The sequence below is a fragment of the Pseudomonas sp. 2835 genome, assembly GCF_050435905.1.
Taxonomy (GTDB): Bacteria; Pseudomonadota; Gammaproteobacteria; order Pseudomonadales; family Pseudomonadaceae; genus Aquipseudomonas.
Genome location: NZ_JBNDLE010000025.1, coordinates 33509 through 51097, shown reverse-complemented (window position 1 = coordinate 51097; position 17589 = coordinate 33509). Strand labels below are relative to the sequence as shown.

The 17589-nt window shown below is 64.3% G+C and carries 16 protein-coding genes and 1 pseudogene; 12 read left to right on the top strand and 5 right to left on the bottom strand.

All coding sequences use genetic code 11. The annotated features are described in order from the left end of the window. Window position 1: 1 nt before the first annotated feature. Window positions 2-895, bottom strand: coding sequence for a PA4780 family RIO1-like protein kinase (locus tag ABIE20_RS24725; protein WP_429507991.1), 894 nt, complete (start codon window positions 893-895; stop codon window positions 2-4). A gap of 280 nt (window positions 896-1175) precedes the next feature. On the opposite strand from ABIE20_RS24725, the pseudogene ABIE20_RS24720 reads away from it, so the two are divergent. Both ABIE20_RS24720 and ABIE20_RS24715 read left to right on the top strand, forming a co-directional pair. Beyond that, window positions 1176-2264 (top strand): annotated as a pseudogene (locus ABIE20_RS24720) (HAMP domain-containing protein); the annotation flags it as partial. A 90-nt stretch (window positions 2265-2354) separates the two neighbouring features. Continuing rightward, complete coding sequence (locus ABIE20_RS24715; protein ID WP_429508012.1) at window positions 2355-3122, top strand: methyl-accepting chemotaxis protein; 768 nt, start codon at window positions 2355-2357, stop codon at window positions 3120-3122. 3 nt (window positions 3123-3125) lie between these two features. Here the strand turns inward: ABIE20_RS24715 and ABIE20_RS24710 are convergent, their stop codons facing one another. Further along, entirely contained in the window at window positions 3126-3914 is a 789-nt protein-coding gene (locus ABIE20_RS24710; RefSeq protein WP_429507989.1) for an AraC family transcriptional regulator, read from the bottom strand. An 87-nt stretch (window positions 3915-4001) separates the two neighbouring features. Here ABIE20_RS24710 and ABIE20_RS24705 point away from each other — a divergent pair, with 87 nt between their 5' ends. After that, window positions 4002-5024, top strand: coding sequence for a bile acid:sodium symporter family protein (locus ABIE20_RS24705; RefSeq protein WP_429507988.1), 1023 nt, complete (start codon window positions 4002-4004; stop codon window positions 5022-5024). On the opposite strand, the gene ABIE20_RS24700 is transcribed toward ABIE20_RS24705, so the two are convergent. Continuing rightward, window positions 5011-6288 carry an acetyl-CoA C-acetyltransferase gene (locus ABIE20_RS24700; RefSeq protein ID WP_429507986.1) on the bottom strand — a complete coding sequence of 426 codons (1278 nt, stop codon included), beginning with the start codon at window positions 6286-6288 and terminating at the stop codon, window positions 5011-5013. The two genes, ABIE20_RS24705 and ABIE20_RS24700, sit on opposite strands and share 14 nt — an antisense overlap. A 116-nt stretch (window positions 6289-6404) precedes the next feature. On the opposite strand from ABIE20_RS24700, the gene ABIE20_RS24695 reads away from it, so the two are divergent. From ABIE20_RS24695 to ABIE20_RS24665, 7 genes are all read left to right on the top strand, one after another. Next, window positions 6405-7757: a 3-oxoacyl-ACP reductase gene (locus ABIE20_RS24695; protein WP_429507985.1), complete on the top strand. Its 1353-nt coding sequence runs from the start codon at window positions 6405-6407 to the stop codon at window positions 7755-7757. A 2-nt stretch (window positions 7758-7759) separates the two neighbouring features. Beyond that, entirely contained in the window at window positions 7760-8614 is an 855-nt protein-coding gene (locus ABIE20_RS24690; protein ID WP_429507984.1) for a MaoC family dehydratase, read from the top strand. A gap of 61 nt (window positions 8615-8675) precedes the next feature. Beyond that, window positions 8676-8981, top strand: a complete 306-nt coding sequence (locus tag ABIE20_RS24685) for a MazG-like family protein (RefSeq protein ID WP_123565031.1) — start codon at window positions 8676-8678, stop codon at window positions 8979-8981. Further along, window positions 8978-9727, top strand: coding sequence for a methyltransferase domain-containing protein (locus ABIE20_RS24680; RefSeq protein ID WP_429507983.1), 750 nt, complete (start codon window positions 8978-8980; stop codon window positions 9725-9727). The genes ABIE20_RS24685 and ABIE20_RS24680 overlap by 4 nt, the downstream gene beginning before the upstream one ends. Window positions 9728-9750: 23 nt before the next feature. Beyond that, complete coding sequence (locus ABIE20_RS24675; protein WP_429507982.1) at window positions 9751-10386, top strand: DUF4136 domain-containing protein; 636 nt, start codon at window positions 9751-9753, stop codon at window positions 10384-10386. A 19-nt stretch (window positions 10387-10405) separates the two neighbouring features. Further along, window positions 10406-10954 (top strand): DUF4136 domain-containing protein, encoded by a 549-nt coding sequence (locus ABIE20_RS24670; RefSeq protein WP_429507980.1) that lies wholly within the window; start codon window positions 10406-10408, stop codon window positions 10952-10954. Between the two features lie 103 nt (window positions 10955-11057). Continuing rightward, the gene (locus tag ABIE20_RS24665; RefSeq protein WP_429507978.1) at window positions 11058-12995 is read left to right on the top strand and encodes a pilus assembly protein TadG-related protein; all 1938 of its coding nucleotides are present in this window, start codon (window positions 11058-11060) and stop codon (window positions 12993-12995) included. Here the strand turns inward: ABIE20_RS24665 and ABIE20_RS24660 are convergent. Both ABIE20_RS24660 and ABIE20_RS24655 read right to left on the bottom strand, forming a co-directional pair. After that, on the bottom strand, window positions 12980-15679 hold the full coding sequence (locus tag ABIE20_RS24660) for an ATP-binding protein (RefSeq protein WP_429507976.1): 2700 nt from the start codon (window positions 15677-15679) through the stop codon (window positions 12980-12982). The two genes, ABIE20_RS24665 and ABIE20_RS24660, sit on opposite strands and share 16 nt — an antisense overlap. Further along, window positions 15676-16119 (bottom strand): TadE/TadG family type IV pilus assembly protein, encoded by a 444-nt coding sequence (locus ABIE20_RS24655; RefSeq protein WP_429507975.1) that lies wholly within the window; start codon window positions 16117-16119, stop codon window positions 15676-15678. Before ABIE20_RS24655 ends, ABIE20_RS24660 begins: the two co-directional genes overlap by 4 nt. A gap of 75 nt (window positions 16120-16194) precedes the next feature. On the opposite strand from ABIE20_RS24655, the gene ABIE20_RS24650 reads away from it, so the two are divergent. Both ABIE20_RS24650 and ABIE20_RS24645 read left to right on the top strand, forming a co-directional pair. Then, window positions 16195-16665, top strand: a complete 471-nt coding sequence (locus ABIE20_RS24650) for an A24 family peptidase (protein ID WP_429507974.1) — start codon at window positions 16195-16197, stop codon at window positions 16663-16665. A gap of 131 nt (window positions 16666-16796) precedes the next feature. Beyond that, window positions 16797-17585 carry a response regulator transcription factor gene (locus tag ABIE20_RS24645; RefSeq protein ID WP_429507973.1) on the top strand — a complete coding sequence of 263 codons (789 nt, stop codon included), beginning with the start codon at window positions 16797-16799 and terminating at the stop codon, window positions 17583-17585. Window positions 17586-17589: the final 4 nt, after the last annotated feature.

Below are 17589 nucleotides of genomic sequence, written 5' to 3'. Positions count from 1 at the left end.
TTTACTGGAGCCAGGGCGGCGCCGGTTCTTCGTCCTTGACCGTACCCCGCTCGGCGTCGGCCTTGGCCGCACGCCGGCGGGCTTCATCAATGCGCGCCGCGTCGATCTCGCGCATCACTCCGTCAACGTCGGCACTGTGCTCGTCATCGGCGAATACCCCGGTCAACGGGCTGTCCGGCAGCAACTTGCCGGCCTGGTACAGGGCCCACATCTCGCGGGCATAGCGCGTCTGCTTGAGCTCCGGGGCGAAGCGCCCGAAGTAGGCGGCCATGTTGCCGACATCGCGTTCGAGCATGCTGAACGCGTGGTTGTTGCCGGCGGCGTCGACCGCTTGCGGCAGGTCGATGATCACCGGGCCGTCTGGCCCGAGCAGCACGTTGAATTCCGAGAGGTCGCCATGGACCAGGCCGGTGCAAAGCATCAGCACGATCTGGCGGATCACGAAGGCGTGGTACTCCCGGGCCTGTTCAGGCTCCAGGTGCACGTCGTTCAGGCGTGGCGCGGCATCACCATGTTCATCGGCGACCAGTTCCATGAGCAGCACGCCATCAAGAAAATCATACGGCTTGGGCACCCGCACACCGGCATTGGCCAGGCGGAACAGCGCCGCCACTTCGGCGTTCTGCCAGGCGTCTTCTGCCTCCTTGCGGCCGAACTTGGAGCCCTTGGCCATGGCCCGGGCCTGGCGGCTGTTGCGCACCTTGCGGCCTTCCTGGTACTCGGCGGCCTGGCGAAAACTGCGCTTGTTGGCTTCTTTGTAGACCTTGGCGCACCGTAGCTCCCGACCGCAGCGGACCACATACACCGCAGCCTCCTTGCCACTCATCAGCGGTCGCAGTACTTCGTCGACCAGTCCATCTTCAACCAGCGGTTCAATGCGTTTTGGAGTCTTCATCGGTTTCTGTCGGGGGTCCTGTCTGGCCAAACACGGGATTGTTATAGGTCACAGGTCCTGGAACCTGCTTGTCGCTGAAGCAAGACCGCACTGCGTTGTAACGGCAATCAGCCTGACTTGCCATTCTTTTTCTGCCCGAAGGCGACCAATCGGTCACAAAATTCGGTAATTACCAATAAATACGGGGGATTTCCCGCAAGTAACACTTTATTTCCAGAGCACACGGCCGATGTAGTCTGCAGCAGCCTCGTACGTTTACAAGAAAAATTCTGGAGCGCGGATGAACATAAAACAAAAACTGACCTGGGCCTTCGCCGTAATCGCCGGCTTGCCGGTGATTCTGGTCGCCACCCTGGTGGTCCTCAACCTGCGCAGTGAAGCCCGCGAAGGCTTCGTCGACGGCAGCAGCCGCGAGATCCGCCAGGTGGCCAACGCCATGCAACTGTTCTTTGAAGGCATCAGCCAGAACGTCGATTACCTGGCCGCCCAGCCGCTGGTCAGCGCTACCGGCGGCGAAGTAAAAAAATACCTGGGCGCCGATGCGGGGCAAATCGCCCTGGGCGAACAGGACAAGAAACTCTATGACTTCTTCGCCAGCCTCGCCACCAGCCATCCGGCCTACTCCTACGTCTCCTACGGCCTGAGCGACGGCGGTTACGCGTTCTGGCCGGGCGATGCGAAAATGGCCAACTACGACCCGCGCCAACGCCCCTGGTACCAGGCGGCCATGGCCAATCCCGGCAAGACCCTGCGCACCGACGCCTATTACTGGGCCGGCGATGACGCCGTACTGGTGAGCACCGTGCGCGCCGTCGCCAACCAGCTCGGCAACCCCGGCGGCGTGGTCAACATCGACGTCTCGCTCAAGCAACTGACCGAGATCGTCAAGCAGATCAAACTCGGTGAAAGCGGCTACCTGATGCTGCTCGAAGATAACGGCAGCGTGCTGGTCGACCCACGCGATCCAGCGCACAACTTCAAGCAGTTGGGCAGCCTCGGCGAGGGTTACGCGCAACTGGCCAAGGCCGGCAAGGGCCTGGTCGAAGTCGAGCTGGACGGCGAGCGCTACATGGCCAACGTCTGGCCCTCGGAGCAACTGGGCTGGAATTTCATCGGCCTGATCCGCCATGACGAAGTGATGCAGACCGCCACCCAGCTGACCTGGCTGGTGGCCGCTATCGCCATCGTCCTGGCAGCGGTGTTCGCCCTGGTCGGTGCGACTTTTGCCAAGCTCATCGTCCGCCCGATCCACAGCGTCACCAGCGGCCTGGAAGGCATCGCCCAGGGCGAAGGCGACCTGACCCGCAGCCTGGAAGTGCGCGGGCGCGACGAAACCGCGCAACTGGCCAGCTGGTTCAACCAGTTCCTGGCCGCGATCCGCAACCTGATCCAGAACATCGGCCAGGCGGCGAACAAGATCCTCGCCACCTCCAGCAGCTCGACCCAGGTCTCCCACGACATGGCTGAAGCCGCCGGGCGCCAGCGCGAAGCGGTGGACATGGTCTCGACCGCCTTCCACGAAATGGTCGCCACTGCCAACGAAGTGGCGCGCTCCTGCAGCCAGGCCGCCGACTCTGCCGACAGCGGCCAGCAACAGGCCCGCGAAGGCCAGCAGCAGATCGACGCGGCAGTGCAGAGTGTCGATCGCCTGAGCCAGGAGATCGAACAGTCGGCGCAGTCGATGCAGCAACTGGAGCGCGACAGCAACGCCATCCAGTCGATCCTCGGCACCATCCGCTCGATTGCCGAGCAGACCAACCTGCTGGCCCTCAACGCCGCCATCGAAGCTGCGCGCGCCGGTGAACAGGGCCGCGGCTTTGCCGTGGTCGCCGACGAGGTACGGGCGCTGGCCAAGCGCACCGCAGACTCCACGGCCGAAATCGACCACCTGCTCGGCAACCTGGCCAGCCGCACCAGTGAAGTGGCCCAGCAGATGCACGCCAGCCTGGAAGTGTCGCAACAGTCGGTCAGCCGCATCGGCCAGGCACGCAACAGCTTCGGGCAGATCCGCGAGTCGGTGGACGTCATCCGCGACATGAACACGCAAATCGCCACCGCCGCCGAAGAGCAGCACCAGGTGGCCGAAGACATCAACCGCCATATCAGCCAGATCCATGGTGATGCACAGTTGGTGGCGGAGCTGGCCAATTCGGCGCGCCAGGACTCGCAGAGCCTGGCCGGTTTGTCCAACGAACTGGATGCGCTGGTACGGCGTTTCCGTACCTGAAGGCTACAAGCGCAACTCGCCCGGGGTAGAGCCGAACAGGCCCTTGAAGGCGGCGATATAGGCCGAGGTGGAGTCGTAACCGCAGCTCAGCGCGGCTTCGGTAACGCTCTGCCCGGCTTCCAGCGCGGTCAGCGATGACAACAAGCGCATGCGCTGGCGCCAGCCGCGAAAGCTCAGGCCGGTTTCGCGCTGGAACAGGCGCGTCAGGGTTTTTTCCGAAGTGTTCATGCGCTGCGCCCACTGCGCGAGCGTCTGGCCCTGCTCGGGCTGTTCGAGCAGTTCGTTACACAGCGCGAGCAAGCGCGGGTGCTGCGGCAACGGCAGCGAAAACCCCACTTCCGGCAACGCCTGCAACTGGTCGAGCAACACCGTAACCAGCCGCGCCTCGCTGCTGTTGCCTTCGGCATAGTCCACCGGCACCAGGCAGAACTGCTTGATCAGTTCGCGAGCCAGTGGCGTTACCTCCAGTACCCGGCACTGCCCTGGCGCCCAACTGGCCTCTTCGCGGCGCACGTACAGGCTGCGCATCTCGGCCTGCATCGACGTCACCACCTCATGCTCGACCCCGGCTGGAATCCACACGCCCCACTGCGGTGGGGCAAAGTAGCTGCCTTCGGCGGTATAGACCCCGAGCACCCCGCTGATCGCATACGAGAACTGCACCCAGTCGTGCCGGTGGCGCGGCGTCCAGGAGCCGGCGCCGAGGCTTTCGGCGCGCGCATACAGAGGCCGGGGCAAGCGCTCCAGTTGTGGAATCGCCCGGGCCGACGGCTTTTGTCCGTTACTCGGCATCAGTTGGCCTTATGTCGCAAGACGGTAATCACCTGCTGAGCGTAGCCTCTGGGCTCAATGAATACAAAATGATTCGCAGGCCCGCCTATGCAAGCGCTCAAGCACCTCAAACGTGTGGTAACCGACTGGTTCTTCTGCGGTATGTTCCTGGCAACCTTCCTCGCCTGGCTGTTCCCGCAGTTCGGCCGTAGCGGCGGAGCGCTGCATGCCGAGGTGATAATCAATGTCGGCGTGTTCCTGGTGTTCTTCCTCCACGGCATCAACCTCTCCAGTGAACAGATCCGCCATGGTTTGCAGAACTGGCGCCTGCACCTGATGGTCCAGAGTTTTACCTTCGTGGTCTTTCCGCTGCTGTGGTGGCTGGGTAACAAGGTGCTCGGCGGCCAGTTGCCGGCGCTGCTGATGCTGGGTTTCTTCTACCTGTGCGCCCTGCCCTCAACCATTTCCTCATCGGTGGCGCTGACCGGCAGTGCCGGCGGCAACGTGCCGGCAGCGATCCTCAATGCCAGCCTGTCCAGCGTACTGGGCATCTTCCTCACCCCCTGGCTGGTGAGCCTGGTGCTCGGCAGCGGCAGTGACGGCATTGATCTGGGCGCGACCCTGCTCGACCTGTGCGCACTACTGTTGCTACCGCTGCTGCTCGGCCAGTTGCTGCGGCCCTGGTTCGGGCGCTTTTTCGCCAGGCACAAGCGCTACACCAATGTCATGGACAAGCTGGTGATCCTGCTGCTGGTGTATGCGGCGTTTTGCAACTCGATGGTCTCGGGCATGTGGCAGCAGCAAGGCGCCTCGGTGATCGCCACGGCTCTGGTGGGCAGCGCCCTGCTGCTGGGTTTGATCCTGCTGCTGACCACCCGGACCGCGCGGGCCCTGAACTTCAGCCCGGCGGACGAGATTGCGGCGGTGTTCTGTGCCAGCAAAAAGTCCCTGGCCGCTGGCGCGCCGATGGCCGCGCTGATTTTCGGTGCACACCCGGGGCTGGGGCTGATCCTGCTGCCGATCATGATCTATCACCCGTTGCAGTTGATCATCTGCTCGATCATGGCCGAGCACTACGCCAATCGCCCGGCCCCACAGCTCAACCAGTCGCCTCTGGTCAACGCTCGATGATCGCTGTCACGCCCTGACCGCCGGCGGCGCAGATCGAGATCAGGCCACGGCCCTTGCCGGCACTGGCCAACAGCTTGGCCATGTTGGCCAGGATGCGCCCACCGGTGGCGGCGAAGGGATGCCCGGCAGCCAACGAGCTGCCCTTGACGTTGAGCTTGCTGCGATCGATTGCCCCCAGCGGTGCCTCGAGGCCCAGGCGGGTCTTGCAATACTCGGGGTCCTCCCAGGCCTTGAGGGTGCACAACACCTGTGCGGCAAAGGCTTCGTGGATTTCGTAATAGTCAAAATCCTGCAGGCTCAGGCCATTGCGCGCCAGCAAACGGGGCACGGCGTAGGCCGGGGCCATCAGCAGCCCTTCGTGGCCTTTGACGAAGTCCACCGCGGCGGTTTCACCATCGACCAGATAGGCCAGCACCGGCAAGCCGCGCTCGCGAGCCCAGTCTTCACTGCCCAGCAGCACCACCGAGGCGCCGTCGGTCAGCGGTGTCGAGTTGCCCGGCGTCAACGTGCCCTTGTCACTGCCCTCGAACACCGGCTTGAGGCTGGCGAGTTTCTCCAGGGTCAGGTCCGGGCGCAGGTTGTTGTCGCGGGTCAGGCCCAGGAATGGGGTCAGCAGATCGTCGTGCCAGCCCTCGGCAAACGACGCGGCCAGGTTGCGATGGCTGAGCAGGGCCAGTTCGTCCTGTTCCTGTCGGGGGATGTGCCAGGTCTGCGCCATCAGCTCGCAGTGCTGCCCCATGGACAGGCCCGTGCGCGCTTCACCATTGCGCGGCAATTCCGGTTTCAGGTGCCCGGGACGCAGTTGCAAAAAGGCCTTGAGCTTGTCGGCGGTGGAGCGCGCCCGGTTGGCCTGCAGCAGAATCTGGCGCAGCCCTTCGTTGACGGCAATTGGCGCATCGGAGGTGGTGTCGACGCCACCGGCAATGGCGCTGTCGATTTGCCCCAGGGCAATCTTGTTGGCCACCAGCAGCGCCGTTTCCAGCCCCGTGCCGCAGGCCAGTTGCACGTCGTAGGCCGGGGTTTGCGGTGACAGCCGCGAGCCGAGCACGCTTTCGCGGCTGATGTTCATGTCGCGCGAATGCTTGAGCACCGCCCCGCCGACCACCTCGCCCAAACGCAAGCCATGCAGGCTGTAGCGCTCGATCAGCCCTTCGAGGGCGGCGGTGAACATTGCCTGGTTACTGGCCTTTGCATAAGGGCCGTTGGAGCGGGAGAACGGAATTCGATTGCCGCCAATGATCGCGACCCGGCGCAATGAGCGCATACGTAACATCCTCTTTTACGAAACGGTCGGCTACAGCGTAGGTGTTTTTTGCCCAGTCGAACGACCGATGGCCAATCATGGTCCACACTTTGAAGCTATTTCAGGGAGAACCGCACATGAGCGACCGCTATATCGACTTCGCCAACTCTGACCTTGGCCGCCGTCTGGTAGGTGCCGTCGGCCTGCCCAGTCCGGCCCGCCTGGAACGTTGGCAAGCCGGCCGCCTGCGGCCGATCGAGGGCGCCCTGCTGCTTGGCGGCGGGCCGCTGGCGAGGACCGTCGAAACTTTTGCCAGGCGCCTGACCGATGAGCTGTACAGCTTTGCCAGCCCCGACCTTGAGGCCAGCGAGTGGGTTGCAGGCTTGGGCCCCAAGCTCAAGGCGGTAGTCTTCGACGCCAGCGAACTGGACGATATCGACCAGCTCAAGCAACTGCGCGAGTTCTTCCAGCCGCTGCTGCGCAGCCTGGCGCCCAGCGCCCATATCGTCATTCTCGGCCGCGCCCCGGAACAGCTCGATGACCCGCTGGCGCAGGTGGCCCAGCGTGCCCTCGAAGGCTTCAGCCGCTCACTGGCCAAGGAGTTGCGCGCCGGCGGCACCCTGCAACTGCTGTATGTAAACGAAGCGGCCGAGGACCAGCTCGAAGGCGCCCTGCGTTTCTTTCTTTCGCCAAAAAGCGCATTCATTTCCGGCCAGGTACTGCGCCTGGAAGCCTGCGGCACAGCGGTCCAGGACTGGAGCCGACCCCTGGCCGGGCGCAAGGCGCTGGTCACCGGCGCCGCCCGTGGCATCGGTGCGGCGATCGCCGAAACCCTGGCCCGCGATGGTGCCGAAGTGATCCTGCTCGATGTACCGCCGGCCAAGGCCGACCTCGATGCCCTGGCCGCGCGCCTGGGCGGGCGCAGCCTGGCCCTGGACATCTGCGCGACGGACGCCCCGGCACAGTTGCTTGAAGGCCTGCCCGACGGTATCGATATTGTCGTGCACAACGCCGGCATCACCCGCGACAAGACCCTGGCCAACATGACCCCGGAATTCTGGGATTCGGTACTGGCGGTCAACCTCAAGGCCCCGCAACTGCTGACCCAGGCGCTGTTCGACAGCGGCGCCCTGCACGACAACGCGCGGATCGTCCTGCTGGCCTCGATCAGCGGCATCGCCGGCAACCGTGGCCAGGCCAACTACGCCGCCAGCAAGGCCGGGCTGATCGGCCTGGCCCAGGCCTGGGCGCCGAAGCTGGCCAAGCGCGGCAGCAGCATCAACGCCGTGGCCCCCGGGTTCATCGAAACACGCATGACCGCAGCGATTCCCTTCGCCCTGCGCGAAGCCGGCCGGCGCATGAGTTCGCTGGGCCAGGGCGGCCTGCCCGAGGATGTTGCCGAAGCAGTGGCGTGGCTGGCGCAACCAGGCAGCGGCGCGGTCAATGGCCAGGTGCTGCGGGTTTGTGGTCAAGCCGTGATGGGGGCCTGAACATGAGCCGTAAATGGATTGAGCTTGGCAGCACGGCGGCGCTTTCCGGGCTGTACCTGCGCGCCGCGCGCAAGCGCAAGATCAGCGGCGACAGCCTGCCCGGCACTGGCTTGCGCTGCAACTTGAGCGTCGACCCGCAGCAGCTTGAGGCCTACCGCAAACTCTGCCACTTCAGTGACGACGGGCGCCTGCCGCCGACCTTCCCACATGTCATGGCCTTCGCCCTGCAGATGCAACTGCTGACCGCAAAGGATTTTCCCTTGCCGCTGCTGGGGCTGGTGCACCTGCACAACAGCATTCGCGTGCTGCGCCCGTTGGGGGGCATTAGTCGCCTGCGTTTCAGCGTACATGTGGAGAACCTGCAGCCCCATGAAAAAGGCGCCACCTGCGACCTGATTACCGAAGCCGAAGACGGCCTCGGCCTGATCTGGTCCGAGACCAGCCGCATGCTCTGCCGGGGGCTGAAACTGAGCGGCGAACCGCCTGCGGTCGAAGAGCCCGAGGCCCTGCCCTTGAGCGAACTGACCCGCTGGTACGCCGACAGCGATATCGGCCGGCGTTATGCCAAGGTCTGCGGCGACTACAACCCGATCCACCTCAGTGCCGTCAGCGCCAGGCTGTTCGGCTTCCCCACCGCCATTGCCCATGGCATGTGGAGCAAGGCCATGGCCCTCTCCGCGCTGCGCGGGCACCTGCCGGTCAGTGGTTACGAGATCGAGGTGGGCTTCGTCAAACCGGTGCGCCTGCCCAGCGAGGTGATCCTCAACAGCAGCCCGGCTGCGGCCGAGGGCCAGTTGCAGCTCGACGGCCATGGCGAGCTGGTGCACATGCGAGGTGCCTGGCGAGCACTGAGCTGACCACGCCCTCTTGCGTTGCGACGGCGCCCGCCTGAAGCTATGCCGCTTGAGGAGAGCCCCGATGAACTTGCAAGAACTGACCGAACGCCTGCACCGCATCCGCGACACCAACGACTGGCGCGGCTTCCACAGCCCGAAGAACCTGGCCATGGCCGCCAGCGTCGAGATGGCCGAACTGGTGGAAATCTTCCAGTGGCTGACTGAAGACCAGTCGCGCCAGTTGCCGCCCGAGCAACTTGAGCACGCCGGCCAGGAAGTTGGCGATATCGTTCTCTACCTGTTGCTGCTGTGCAGCGAACTGGGCCTGGACATGGAGCAGGTGGTCAGAAGCAAACTGGCCGACAGCGAAAGGCGTTTTGCCAAATGAACGACCGTCACTTCGATGAGCTGGCGACCCGTTTTGCCGAAAAAATCTATGGCGGTGCCAAAGGCGCTATCCGCCTGGCGGTGCTCCAGGCGGACCTTGCCGAAGCGCTCCCCGATCGCCCCTTGCGGGTACTGGATATCGGCGCGGGCCTGGGCCATATGTCGTTGTGGCTGGCCCAGCGCGGGCACCAGGTAACCCTGGCCGAACCCGCTGCGCCGATGCTCGACGGCGCTCGGGAGCGCTTTGCCGAAGCCGGCCAGCAGGCCGCGTTCATCCAGGCGCCGTGGCAGGACCTGCTCGGCCAGTTGACCGAACCCTATGACCTGGTGCTGTGCCACGCGGTGCTGGAATGGCTGGCCGAACCCGAGGCCATCCTGCCGGTACTGCATCAATTGACCCGCACCGATGGCCTGCTGTCACTGGCGTTCTACAACCGCGACGCGCTGGTGTACCGCAACCTGCTCAAGGGCCACTTCCGCAAATTGCGCAGCAACGAGCTGGCCGGTGAAAAGCAGAGCCTGACCCCGCAAAAACCACTTGATCCACGCACGCTCAAGGCGCAACTTGAAGGCTTGTGGCAGGTCGAAAGTGAAAGTGGCGTGCGGGTTTTCCACGACTACATGCCCCGCGACTTCCAGGCCAAGGCCGAGCTGCTCGACCTGCTGGAAATGGAGCTGGCGCATCGACGGCACCCGGCGTTCGCCGGCCTGGGCCGCTACCTGCACTGGATCTGCCGACCGCGCTGAAGCGCACCCGCCGGGAGGCTGACATGCCGTACCGTTTGACCCTGGGCCTGCTGTGCCTGGCCCTGGCCGCCTGCCAGGGCAGCAACCCGTATGTGGCCAGCTCCCGCCCGTTGCCCCCGGCCCCCGCACAGGCCGCCACGACCTTCGATGCCAGCGCCTACCCGGCCGCGCCGCGCGACTACGGGCGCTACCGCAGTTGGGCCTGGCTCAACGGCCAGTTGCCGGCGGGCAGCACCTATGCAGAACCTGCACAGCTGGCCGATGCGGTCAGTAACGCCCTCGACCAGCGTGGCCTGCGTCCGGCCCGCAATGGTCAAAGCGGCGACCTGCTGGTCAGTGCCGACCTGCGCCTGGAGCGGCGCCTGCGTCAGGTTCGCGAAGACTATTACCCCTATGACAGCTACCCCTATGGCGGTTACGGCGGCTATGGCAGCTATGGCCGCTATCACAATGGCTACGGGGTCTACGGCAGCGTGCCGCTGGTGCGCACCTACGAGGTCGAAGTGATGGTGGTGCGCGTCGACCTCTATGACGCCCGCGACGGCCAGCCGGTCTGGAGCGCCAGCGCCGAAACCGCCAGCCAGGACTCCCAGGGCAAGCGCGCCGATGCTGTGCGCGAATCGGTGCAGAAGGCCCTGGCCAGCTATCCTCCAAGTTAAAGGTAATCGGAGAACCATCATGTTGCGCCTTCTGGCTTTACTCTCGCTCGCGCTGCTGCTCGGCGCCTGCCAGAGCAACAATGTCACCCAGGACTTCGATGCCAGCCGCGACTTCGCCGCTTACCGCAGCTGGGTCTGGCAGGAGCCGGGGCTGCAGTACCGCCCGGATGATCCACGGATCAAGAGCGACCTCACCGAACAACGCATCCGCCAGGCGGTGGCCGGCCAGCTCGACCAGCGTGGCCTGCGCCCGGCCCAGGGCAACAGCCGCCCTGACCTCAAGGTGCAGTCCTACCTGATCGTCGAGAACCGCCAGCAACAGGTCACTACCAATTATGGCGGCGCCTGGGGTGGCTACTGGGGTGGGCCGATGTACAACGAAACCCGCAGCGTCGACTACAAGGTGGCAACCATCCAGGTCGACCTGTTCGACGCCCGCGACGGCAAGCTGGTGTGGCGCGGCAGTGCCGAGCAGATCATGAACAACTACCCGCCTAGCCCCGAAGAACGCAACTCGGCGATCCAGAACACCGTCGCCAAGCTGATGGTCAACTACCCGCCACGCTGACCCTCGCCCGCCAGTCGCCATGCAGGCGACTGGCCATTATCTTGGCTACACTCCTTTGCACTGCTGCTGCCCCGCGCGGCCATGGGCCGGCAAAGGAGTGCTCGTGTCTACTCGCTTTCCAGCACGGCAACGTGGCGCCATCGGCTTGATCGCCGCCCTGACCCTGGGCATGGCCTTGTTGTTCGGGCTGCTGGTGGTCGACAGCGGGCGGCTGTACCTGGAGCAGCGCAAGTTGCAGCGGGTGGTCGACATGGCGGCACTGGAGGCAGCCGGACAAAGCGCAGTGTGCAGCGGCCCCGGGCCCCAGGCCGCGGCCCTGGCCCAGGCCAGCGCCAGCCGCAATGGTTTTACCGTAGCCGAGGGGCGAACCCTGGCCACCGCCTGCGGCACCCTGCAAACCGGCGTCGACAGCCTGCGCCGTTTTACCGTCAACCCCGCGCGCAACGATGCGATTAGGGTCATCGCCCAGAACAGCGTGCCCACCAGCATCGCCGCCGGGGTGCAAGCGCTGGTTCGCGGCAACACCCTGCCAAGCACCACCAGCCTCACGGCCCAGGCCGTGGCGGCGACACCGAGACCGCCGTTGGCCATGTTGCGCATCCGCACTACCCTGGCCAACATCGATACACGCAAGTCGGCGTTGCTCAATGCCCTGCTCGATCCGCTGGGCGGGCGGGTGCAACTGGATGCCCTGGGCTGGCAAGGCCTGGCCAACACGGATATCAACCTGCTCAAGTACCTGGACCAACTGGCAATCAACGTCAATGTACAAGCTGGCAACTACGATGAGCTACTGGGCAAGCAGCTGTCGGCCACGCAACTGATCCAGGCGGCGATCGACGTATTCAAACAAGGCAGCAACTCCGCCATCGACGTCGTCACCAACCTGGGCAAGCTAACGGTCGGCACCGATGACAACCGCGTGCTCAAGCTCAATGAAATCCTCGATATCCAGGCCGGCACCGCCAAGGCCGGGCTGGACACCAGCCTGCAGTTGCTGCAACTGGTGCAAGGGGTGATCCTGCTGGCCGACAAGCACAATGCTGCTTCGGTCGAGTTGCCCTTCAATGCCCTGGGGCTGGTCAGCGGCAAGGTCCAGATCAAGGTCATCGAGCCGCCGCGAATTTCCGCCATCGGCAATCCGCAAACCGACGACATCAGCGTGCAGACTGCACAGATCCGCACCCTGGTGTCGCTGAATACGCCGGTAGTCGATACCCTCGGCGGCATCGTCACGGAAGTGCTGAAGCTGGCCGCACCGCTGACCAATATCCTTAACAACCTGCTGCACCTGAACCTGCTGGGCACCGTACAGTCCCTGACCTGCGCACTAGGGGTGCCGTGCAAGGTCAGTGACATCGAAGCCCTGAGCAAAGCCGCGCGCATTGATATCAGCATCGACACGGTCAAGGCGACCAGCCGTGTCAGCACCTACCGCTGCAGCCCCGACAAGCAATTGACTGCTTCAACCGACAGCGCGGCAGCCACGGTCACCATCGGCAAGATCGACAACCCGGCGACCTTCTTCAGCACCGGTAGCGGCACGGTCACCCCGATCCCGCTGATCGATATCGGTACCAACATCTGCACCAGTCTGCTCGGGCTGTTTCCCAAATGCGCAACCCGGGTGCCCTGGGTAGGCGGGGGCGTGGGCATCAAGCCGGATCCGCTGCAGGTACTGTCACGCCACGAGAACCTGCTGTTCAGTGGCGCCAACCTGCCGGAGATCGGCAAGCCTGCGCCTTACCTGAGCATGCAACCGATAAACGTGGTGCAAAGCCTGAGCACCACCATCGATACCCTTCCGTTGCAGGTCTACAAACCACAGAACGGTGATGTGCTGGGCGAGATCCTCAGTGTTGCCAGCAGCGTACTGACCGGGGTGACGGATATCCTCAAGCCGATGATCAAGAACCTGCTCAGCCCGCTGGTCGATCCCCTGCTCAACGCCTTGCTCAAGGTCCTCGGCATCGACCTGAACACGGTCGAAGTCAGTGCCAACCTGACCTGCTCCAGCTCTCGCGCTCAACTGGTGCTGTAGGCCGGCAACTCGATGCAGAACCGCGCCCCCTGCTCGGCGTTCTCGACACTCAGGCAGCCGCCCATGGTGTCGATGATGCCGTAGCTCACCGACAGCCCCAGGCCAGTGCCAACGCCCACCGGCTTGGTGGTGAAGAACGGCTCGAAGATGCGTTCGAGCAAACGCGGCTCGATGCCGCCGCCGTTGTCCTCGACCAGCAGCCGTACGTGCTGCCCTTCCCGCTCAAGCCCCACGGCGATCCACGGCTGCAGCTCGCGGTGCTGCTCGCGGCGGGCCAGCAGGGCATCGCGGGCGTTGACCAGCAGGTTGATCAGCACCTGTTCCAGCTGATCCTGATGCCCACTGACCTGCATCTCCTGCGCGGGGGCCTGCACGCGCAGTTCCACGCCCTTGCCGCGCAAGCCGTCGGCCAGCAACGACAGGGCGCCCTCCACCGCCTGCCAGGGCGCGAACGGTTGCTGCTCAAGCTCCGAGCGCCGACCGAACACGCGCATGTGATCGACCACCTTGGAGGCGCGCAGCACCTGGGCATCGATACGCTTGAGTTTGTCCTGCAAGTAGTCGACCTCGGCATTGCCGTTTTCCAAGCGCTTGAGCGCATTGACCACGGCCATGCGCATGACGTTGAGCGGCTGGTTGATTTCATGGGCAAGGCCGGTAGCCATTTCGCCAAGGGTGGCCATTTTTGCGCTTTGCAGCAGTTGCTGCTGAGTGCGCCGTACTTGCGTGTTGTCGCGGCCCACTGCCTGGATTTCCTGCAACTGGCCGTGCTCGTCGAACAATCCGCGATCAGACCACAGCCACCAGGCATGTTCGCGCCCTGGCAGTTGCAGGCAAATCTCGGCGCTGCTCACCGGCTGCTCCGGGGTCAAGCCCGCCAGGCGTTCGACAAAGGCCTGGCGCTGCGTCTGCGATAGCCACTGGCCGAGGTTCACACCGGCCAGTTGCGCGGGCGAACATTCCAGGTAATCAGCCAACGGCTGGTTGCCGAACACCAGGCTCAGGTCCGGCCGGTAGCGGCAGATCATCGCCGGTGAATCCTCGACCAGCACCCGATAGCGCTCCTCGCTCTGGCGCATTTTTTCCGCAGCCTCGGTGGCCTCGCTGACGTCCAGCCAGATGCCCACCACCTCTACCGGCAAACCGAGGTCATCGCGCAGCAGGCGCGCTTCATCCAGTATCCAGTGATATCCGCCATGCTGATCACGCAGGCGATAGCGGCTGCGGCTCTGGCCATGCTGCAAGAGCATGCGCGTGCGCTCCAGCCACAGCGGCTGATCATCGGCGTGCAACCACTGCGCCGGTTGCAGGGGCTCGCCGGCCAGCGCTTGCCAGCCGAGCATCGGTGTCAGGCTGGCGCTGCAGAACTCGGTGAGCAACGCGCCTTCGGCGTAGCGCTGGATGTAGATCACCGCCGGCGAGCTGGCGATCAGGTTTTCCAGGCGCGCCTGAGCAGCATTGGCCTGCAGCTGCTGGGCCTTGATATCACTGATGTCGAGCATGAAACCCTGGACCCGGCGATTGCCGCCACTGCCGTGCACCTGGCCGCACAAGCGATACCAGCGCGGCTGCGCCTGGGTGCTATGGTCGAGCAGGCGCAGGCTCAGTTGCAAGGCGCAGCCCTGGCGCTGCAGCTCGGCAAATGCCAGCTGGGCGGCCTCGCGGTCCGCCGGGTGCACGCGGCTCAACCACTGGTTGAGGGTCAGCGCCGCCGGCACGCCAAGGCTCTCGGCCAGCGCCGGGTCCAGGTGCAAGTGCGGCTCGTCCAGGCGCCATTGCCACCAACCGGCGCCCAATTGCAATTGCAGGCTGTCCAGGCGTTCGCTTTGCTGATGCAATTGGTGCGCAGCCAGGCGAGCGAGCAACGGTTCGACAAAGGCGGCGGCAACCAGTAGGGCATCCTCGGCCTGCAGCACCTCTTGCGGCTCGATGCAGATTAGCCAGGCCTGATTGGCCTGGCCCTGGGCAAACGCCAGCAGGTAAGTCGAAAGCCCTGGCAACAGGGCCTGTAGCGCGGGCTCGCTGGCGCTGCTGAGCATGCTCGCCGGCAACTGCCGATCAAGCAACGGCGCCAGCTGTTCGTCACGCAGCCAGTGCAGCGCATCGCCACTGCAGGCGTAAATCTGCCAGCCCTGCTCGGTTTGCACCAGCACACCCGCGCCCCGGGCCCGCCAGTGGCGTACCAACCAGTTGAGCTGTTCTTCGGCCACCGCTTGCAGGCGTTCGATGCTGCAGGCGCGCAAGGCGCAGGCCAGGTGCGCGATCAGGTGCTGCTGGCGCTCTGCGGCCAGGGCTTGCTGGCGATGCTGCAACAGATCGCCGATGTCGAACATCTGCAGCAACCAGCCGCCATCGCCCTGAGGCTGCAACCAGCCGCGGGTGTGCAAGGTGTGGCCGCCGGCCGCCTTGAAGTCCAGTTCCAGAAGCTGCCCCTGCCAGTCTGCCGGCTCGCCTTCGAGCACCAGCAGGCTGTAGGGCTGCACGTAGTCGTGCAGGCGCACCCCGGCCTGGGTCGGCAGCGCCAGCGCCGCGCGCAGCGGGCCGGCCAGGCGCAACACCCTGGCAGCGGCATCCAGCCACAATTGCAGGCCCACCGCGGGCACCTCGGGCACTTGCACCACGGGCTCTTCGACCGGTGCCGCGCGCCCGCGCCAGCGCTCGAACAGGCTATGCCCGCCACTCACAGCTGCAGGCTCGCTTCAGCCTTGAGGCTCTCGGGCAGGCGCGGCACCTCACCGATGCCGGGCAGTTTCAGTAGCGGCAACACCGAGGTCAGTTTGCCCTTGGCGTAGTCGATCTTCACCGTCAGCAGCTTGCCCGGGGTAAGGACCACCGTGGCATCGCTATTGACCTGGAAAGCCAACGACGCCGGCATCCACGCCAGTTGCTCGCCAAGCACGCGCTTGGCCAGAGCGTCGACATCGGCGCTATAGGTGGCGCTGGCAGGATCCAGCGCCACACAGCGGCGTACCGCTTCGCTACTGGCCTGGTGGAAGGACTGCAGCATCAGCATCGGCAGCCCGTAGCTGACCACCCCGTAGAAGACCGCGAAGAAGATCACGAATACCGCGACAAACTCGAGGGCTGCCGCGCCTTTTTGCCGCTTGCACAGGCTTGCTTGCATGATCGCGTCTACCCTGACAGTGACACCTGAAAGACAGCATAGAATCATTCACCACAAAGGGATGGCCTTTCGCCAATGCAAAGCATTGTTCTGCTGCTGTGGCTTGCCTTGTGCTCTGAACAGGATCTGCGCGAACGCCAGATCGCCAATACCCTGACCCTCGGCGCCGCGGCCTGCGCCCTGGTTTATCTATTCGTTACCGGTCACACCTGGATTGGCGCCGATGCCAGCGAAGGCGGCTGGGCGCTGGCCATCGTCATGCTGCTGACCCTACCCGGTTACATGCTCGGCCGCCTGGGCGCAGGCGACGTGAAATTGCTCGGGGCCCTGGCCCTGGCCACCGATAGGATGCACCTGCTGGGGACCTTTATCGGTGCAGGGGTCGCAGTCGTCGCCTGGCTGCTAAGCCGCCGTTGGCTATGGTCCCTTTTGAGTCAGAAGGTTAAGAACCGTCTTAAGCAACTGAGCGAGGAGTCGTCAAAAAAACAGCCCTTCGCGCCGTTTCTGCTGCTCGGTTTTCTATTGGCAGCGGTGTGGATCAATTAGCCGATTACCGCACGCAAAAGGATGTACAAACCTTGTACATAGTCAAAAAGTGCGACTACTTTCTAGTGTGTGCCAGGAATGGATCCAGGCTCGGCCTGGCCTCGGGAACACAAGGCGAATAGCGCAGGGAGTTGCATGTGAGCAAGCCAGTCAGTGAGTTGAAGGTGCTGGTCGTGGACGACCAGCCACTGATCGTCGAAGAGTTGTGCGAATTTCTCCAGGGCAGCGGCTACCGTTGCGTGCCCTGCCAGTCCAGTGCCCAGGCCATCGAGCAGTTCAGTGTCGATCAGGAGATCGCGCTGGTGGTGTGCGACCTGCACATGCCCGACTGCGATGGCCTCGAACTGATGCGTGCGCTCAAGGCCATTGCCGGGCCGCAGCGCCAGTTCGAAGCGATCATGCTCACCGGGCGCGCCGATAAGCAGGACGTGATCAAGGCGCTGCGCGAAGGCTTTGCCGACTACTACCAGAAACCGGTCGACCTCAACGAGCTGCTTGAAGGTGTACAACGTCAGGAGGCCGCTGTGCTGGAGCGGCGCAAAAGCTATCAGCACCTGGGTGACCTGAACCAGAAGCTGCAGTTTCTGGCCGAATCGATCGACGATCTCTACCAGGACCTGGACAAGGCCCGCGGGCTCGGTGCTCACCGCCGCGCCACCGACATCGAGCCGGAAGCTGAGGCCGACAACCTGCCGGCGCTGTTCGACAAGCTGTCACCGCGCCAGCTGGACGTGGCCAAACTGGTGAGCAAGGGCAAGACCAACTACCAGATTGCCTGCGAACTGGGCATCACCGAGAACACGGTGAAGCTCTACGTCTCGCAGGTGCTGCGCCTGACCCACATGCACAACCGCACCCAGCTGGCGCTGGCGTTGTCACCCGGCTCCTCGCCCCTGCATCAGCGAGTCACGGCGCACTGAGTGC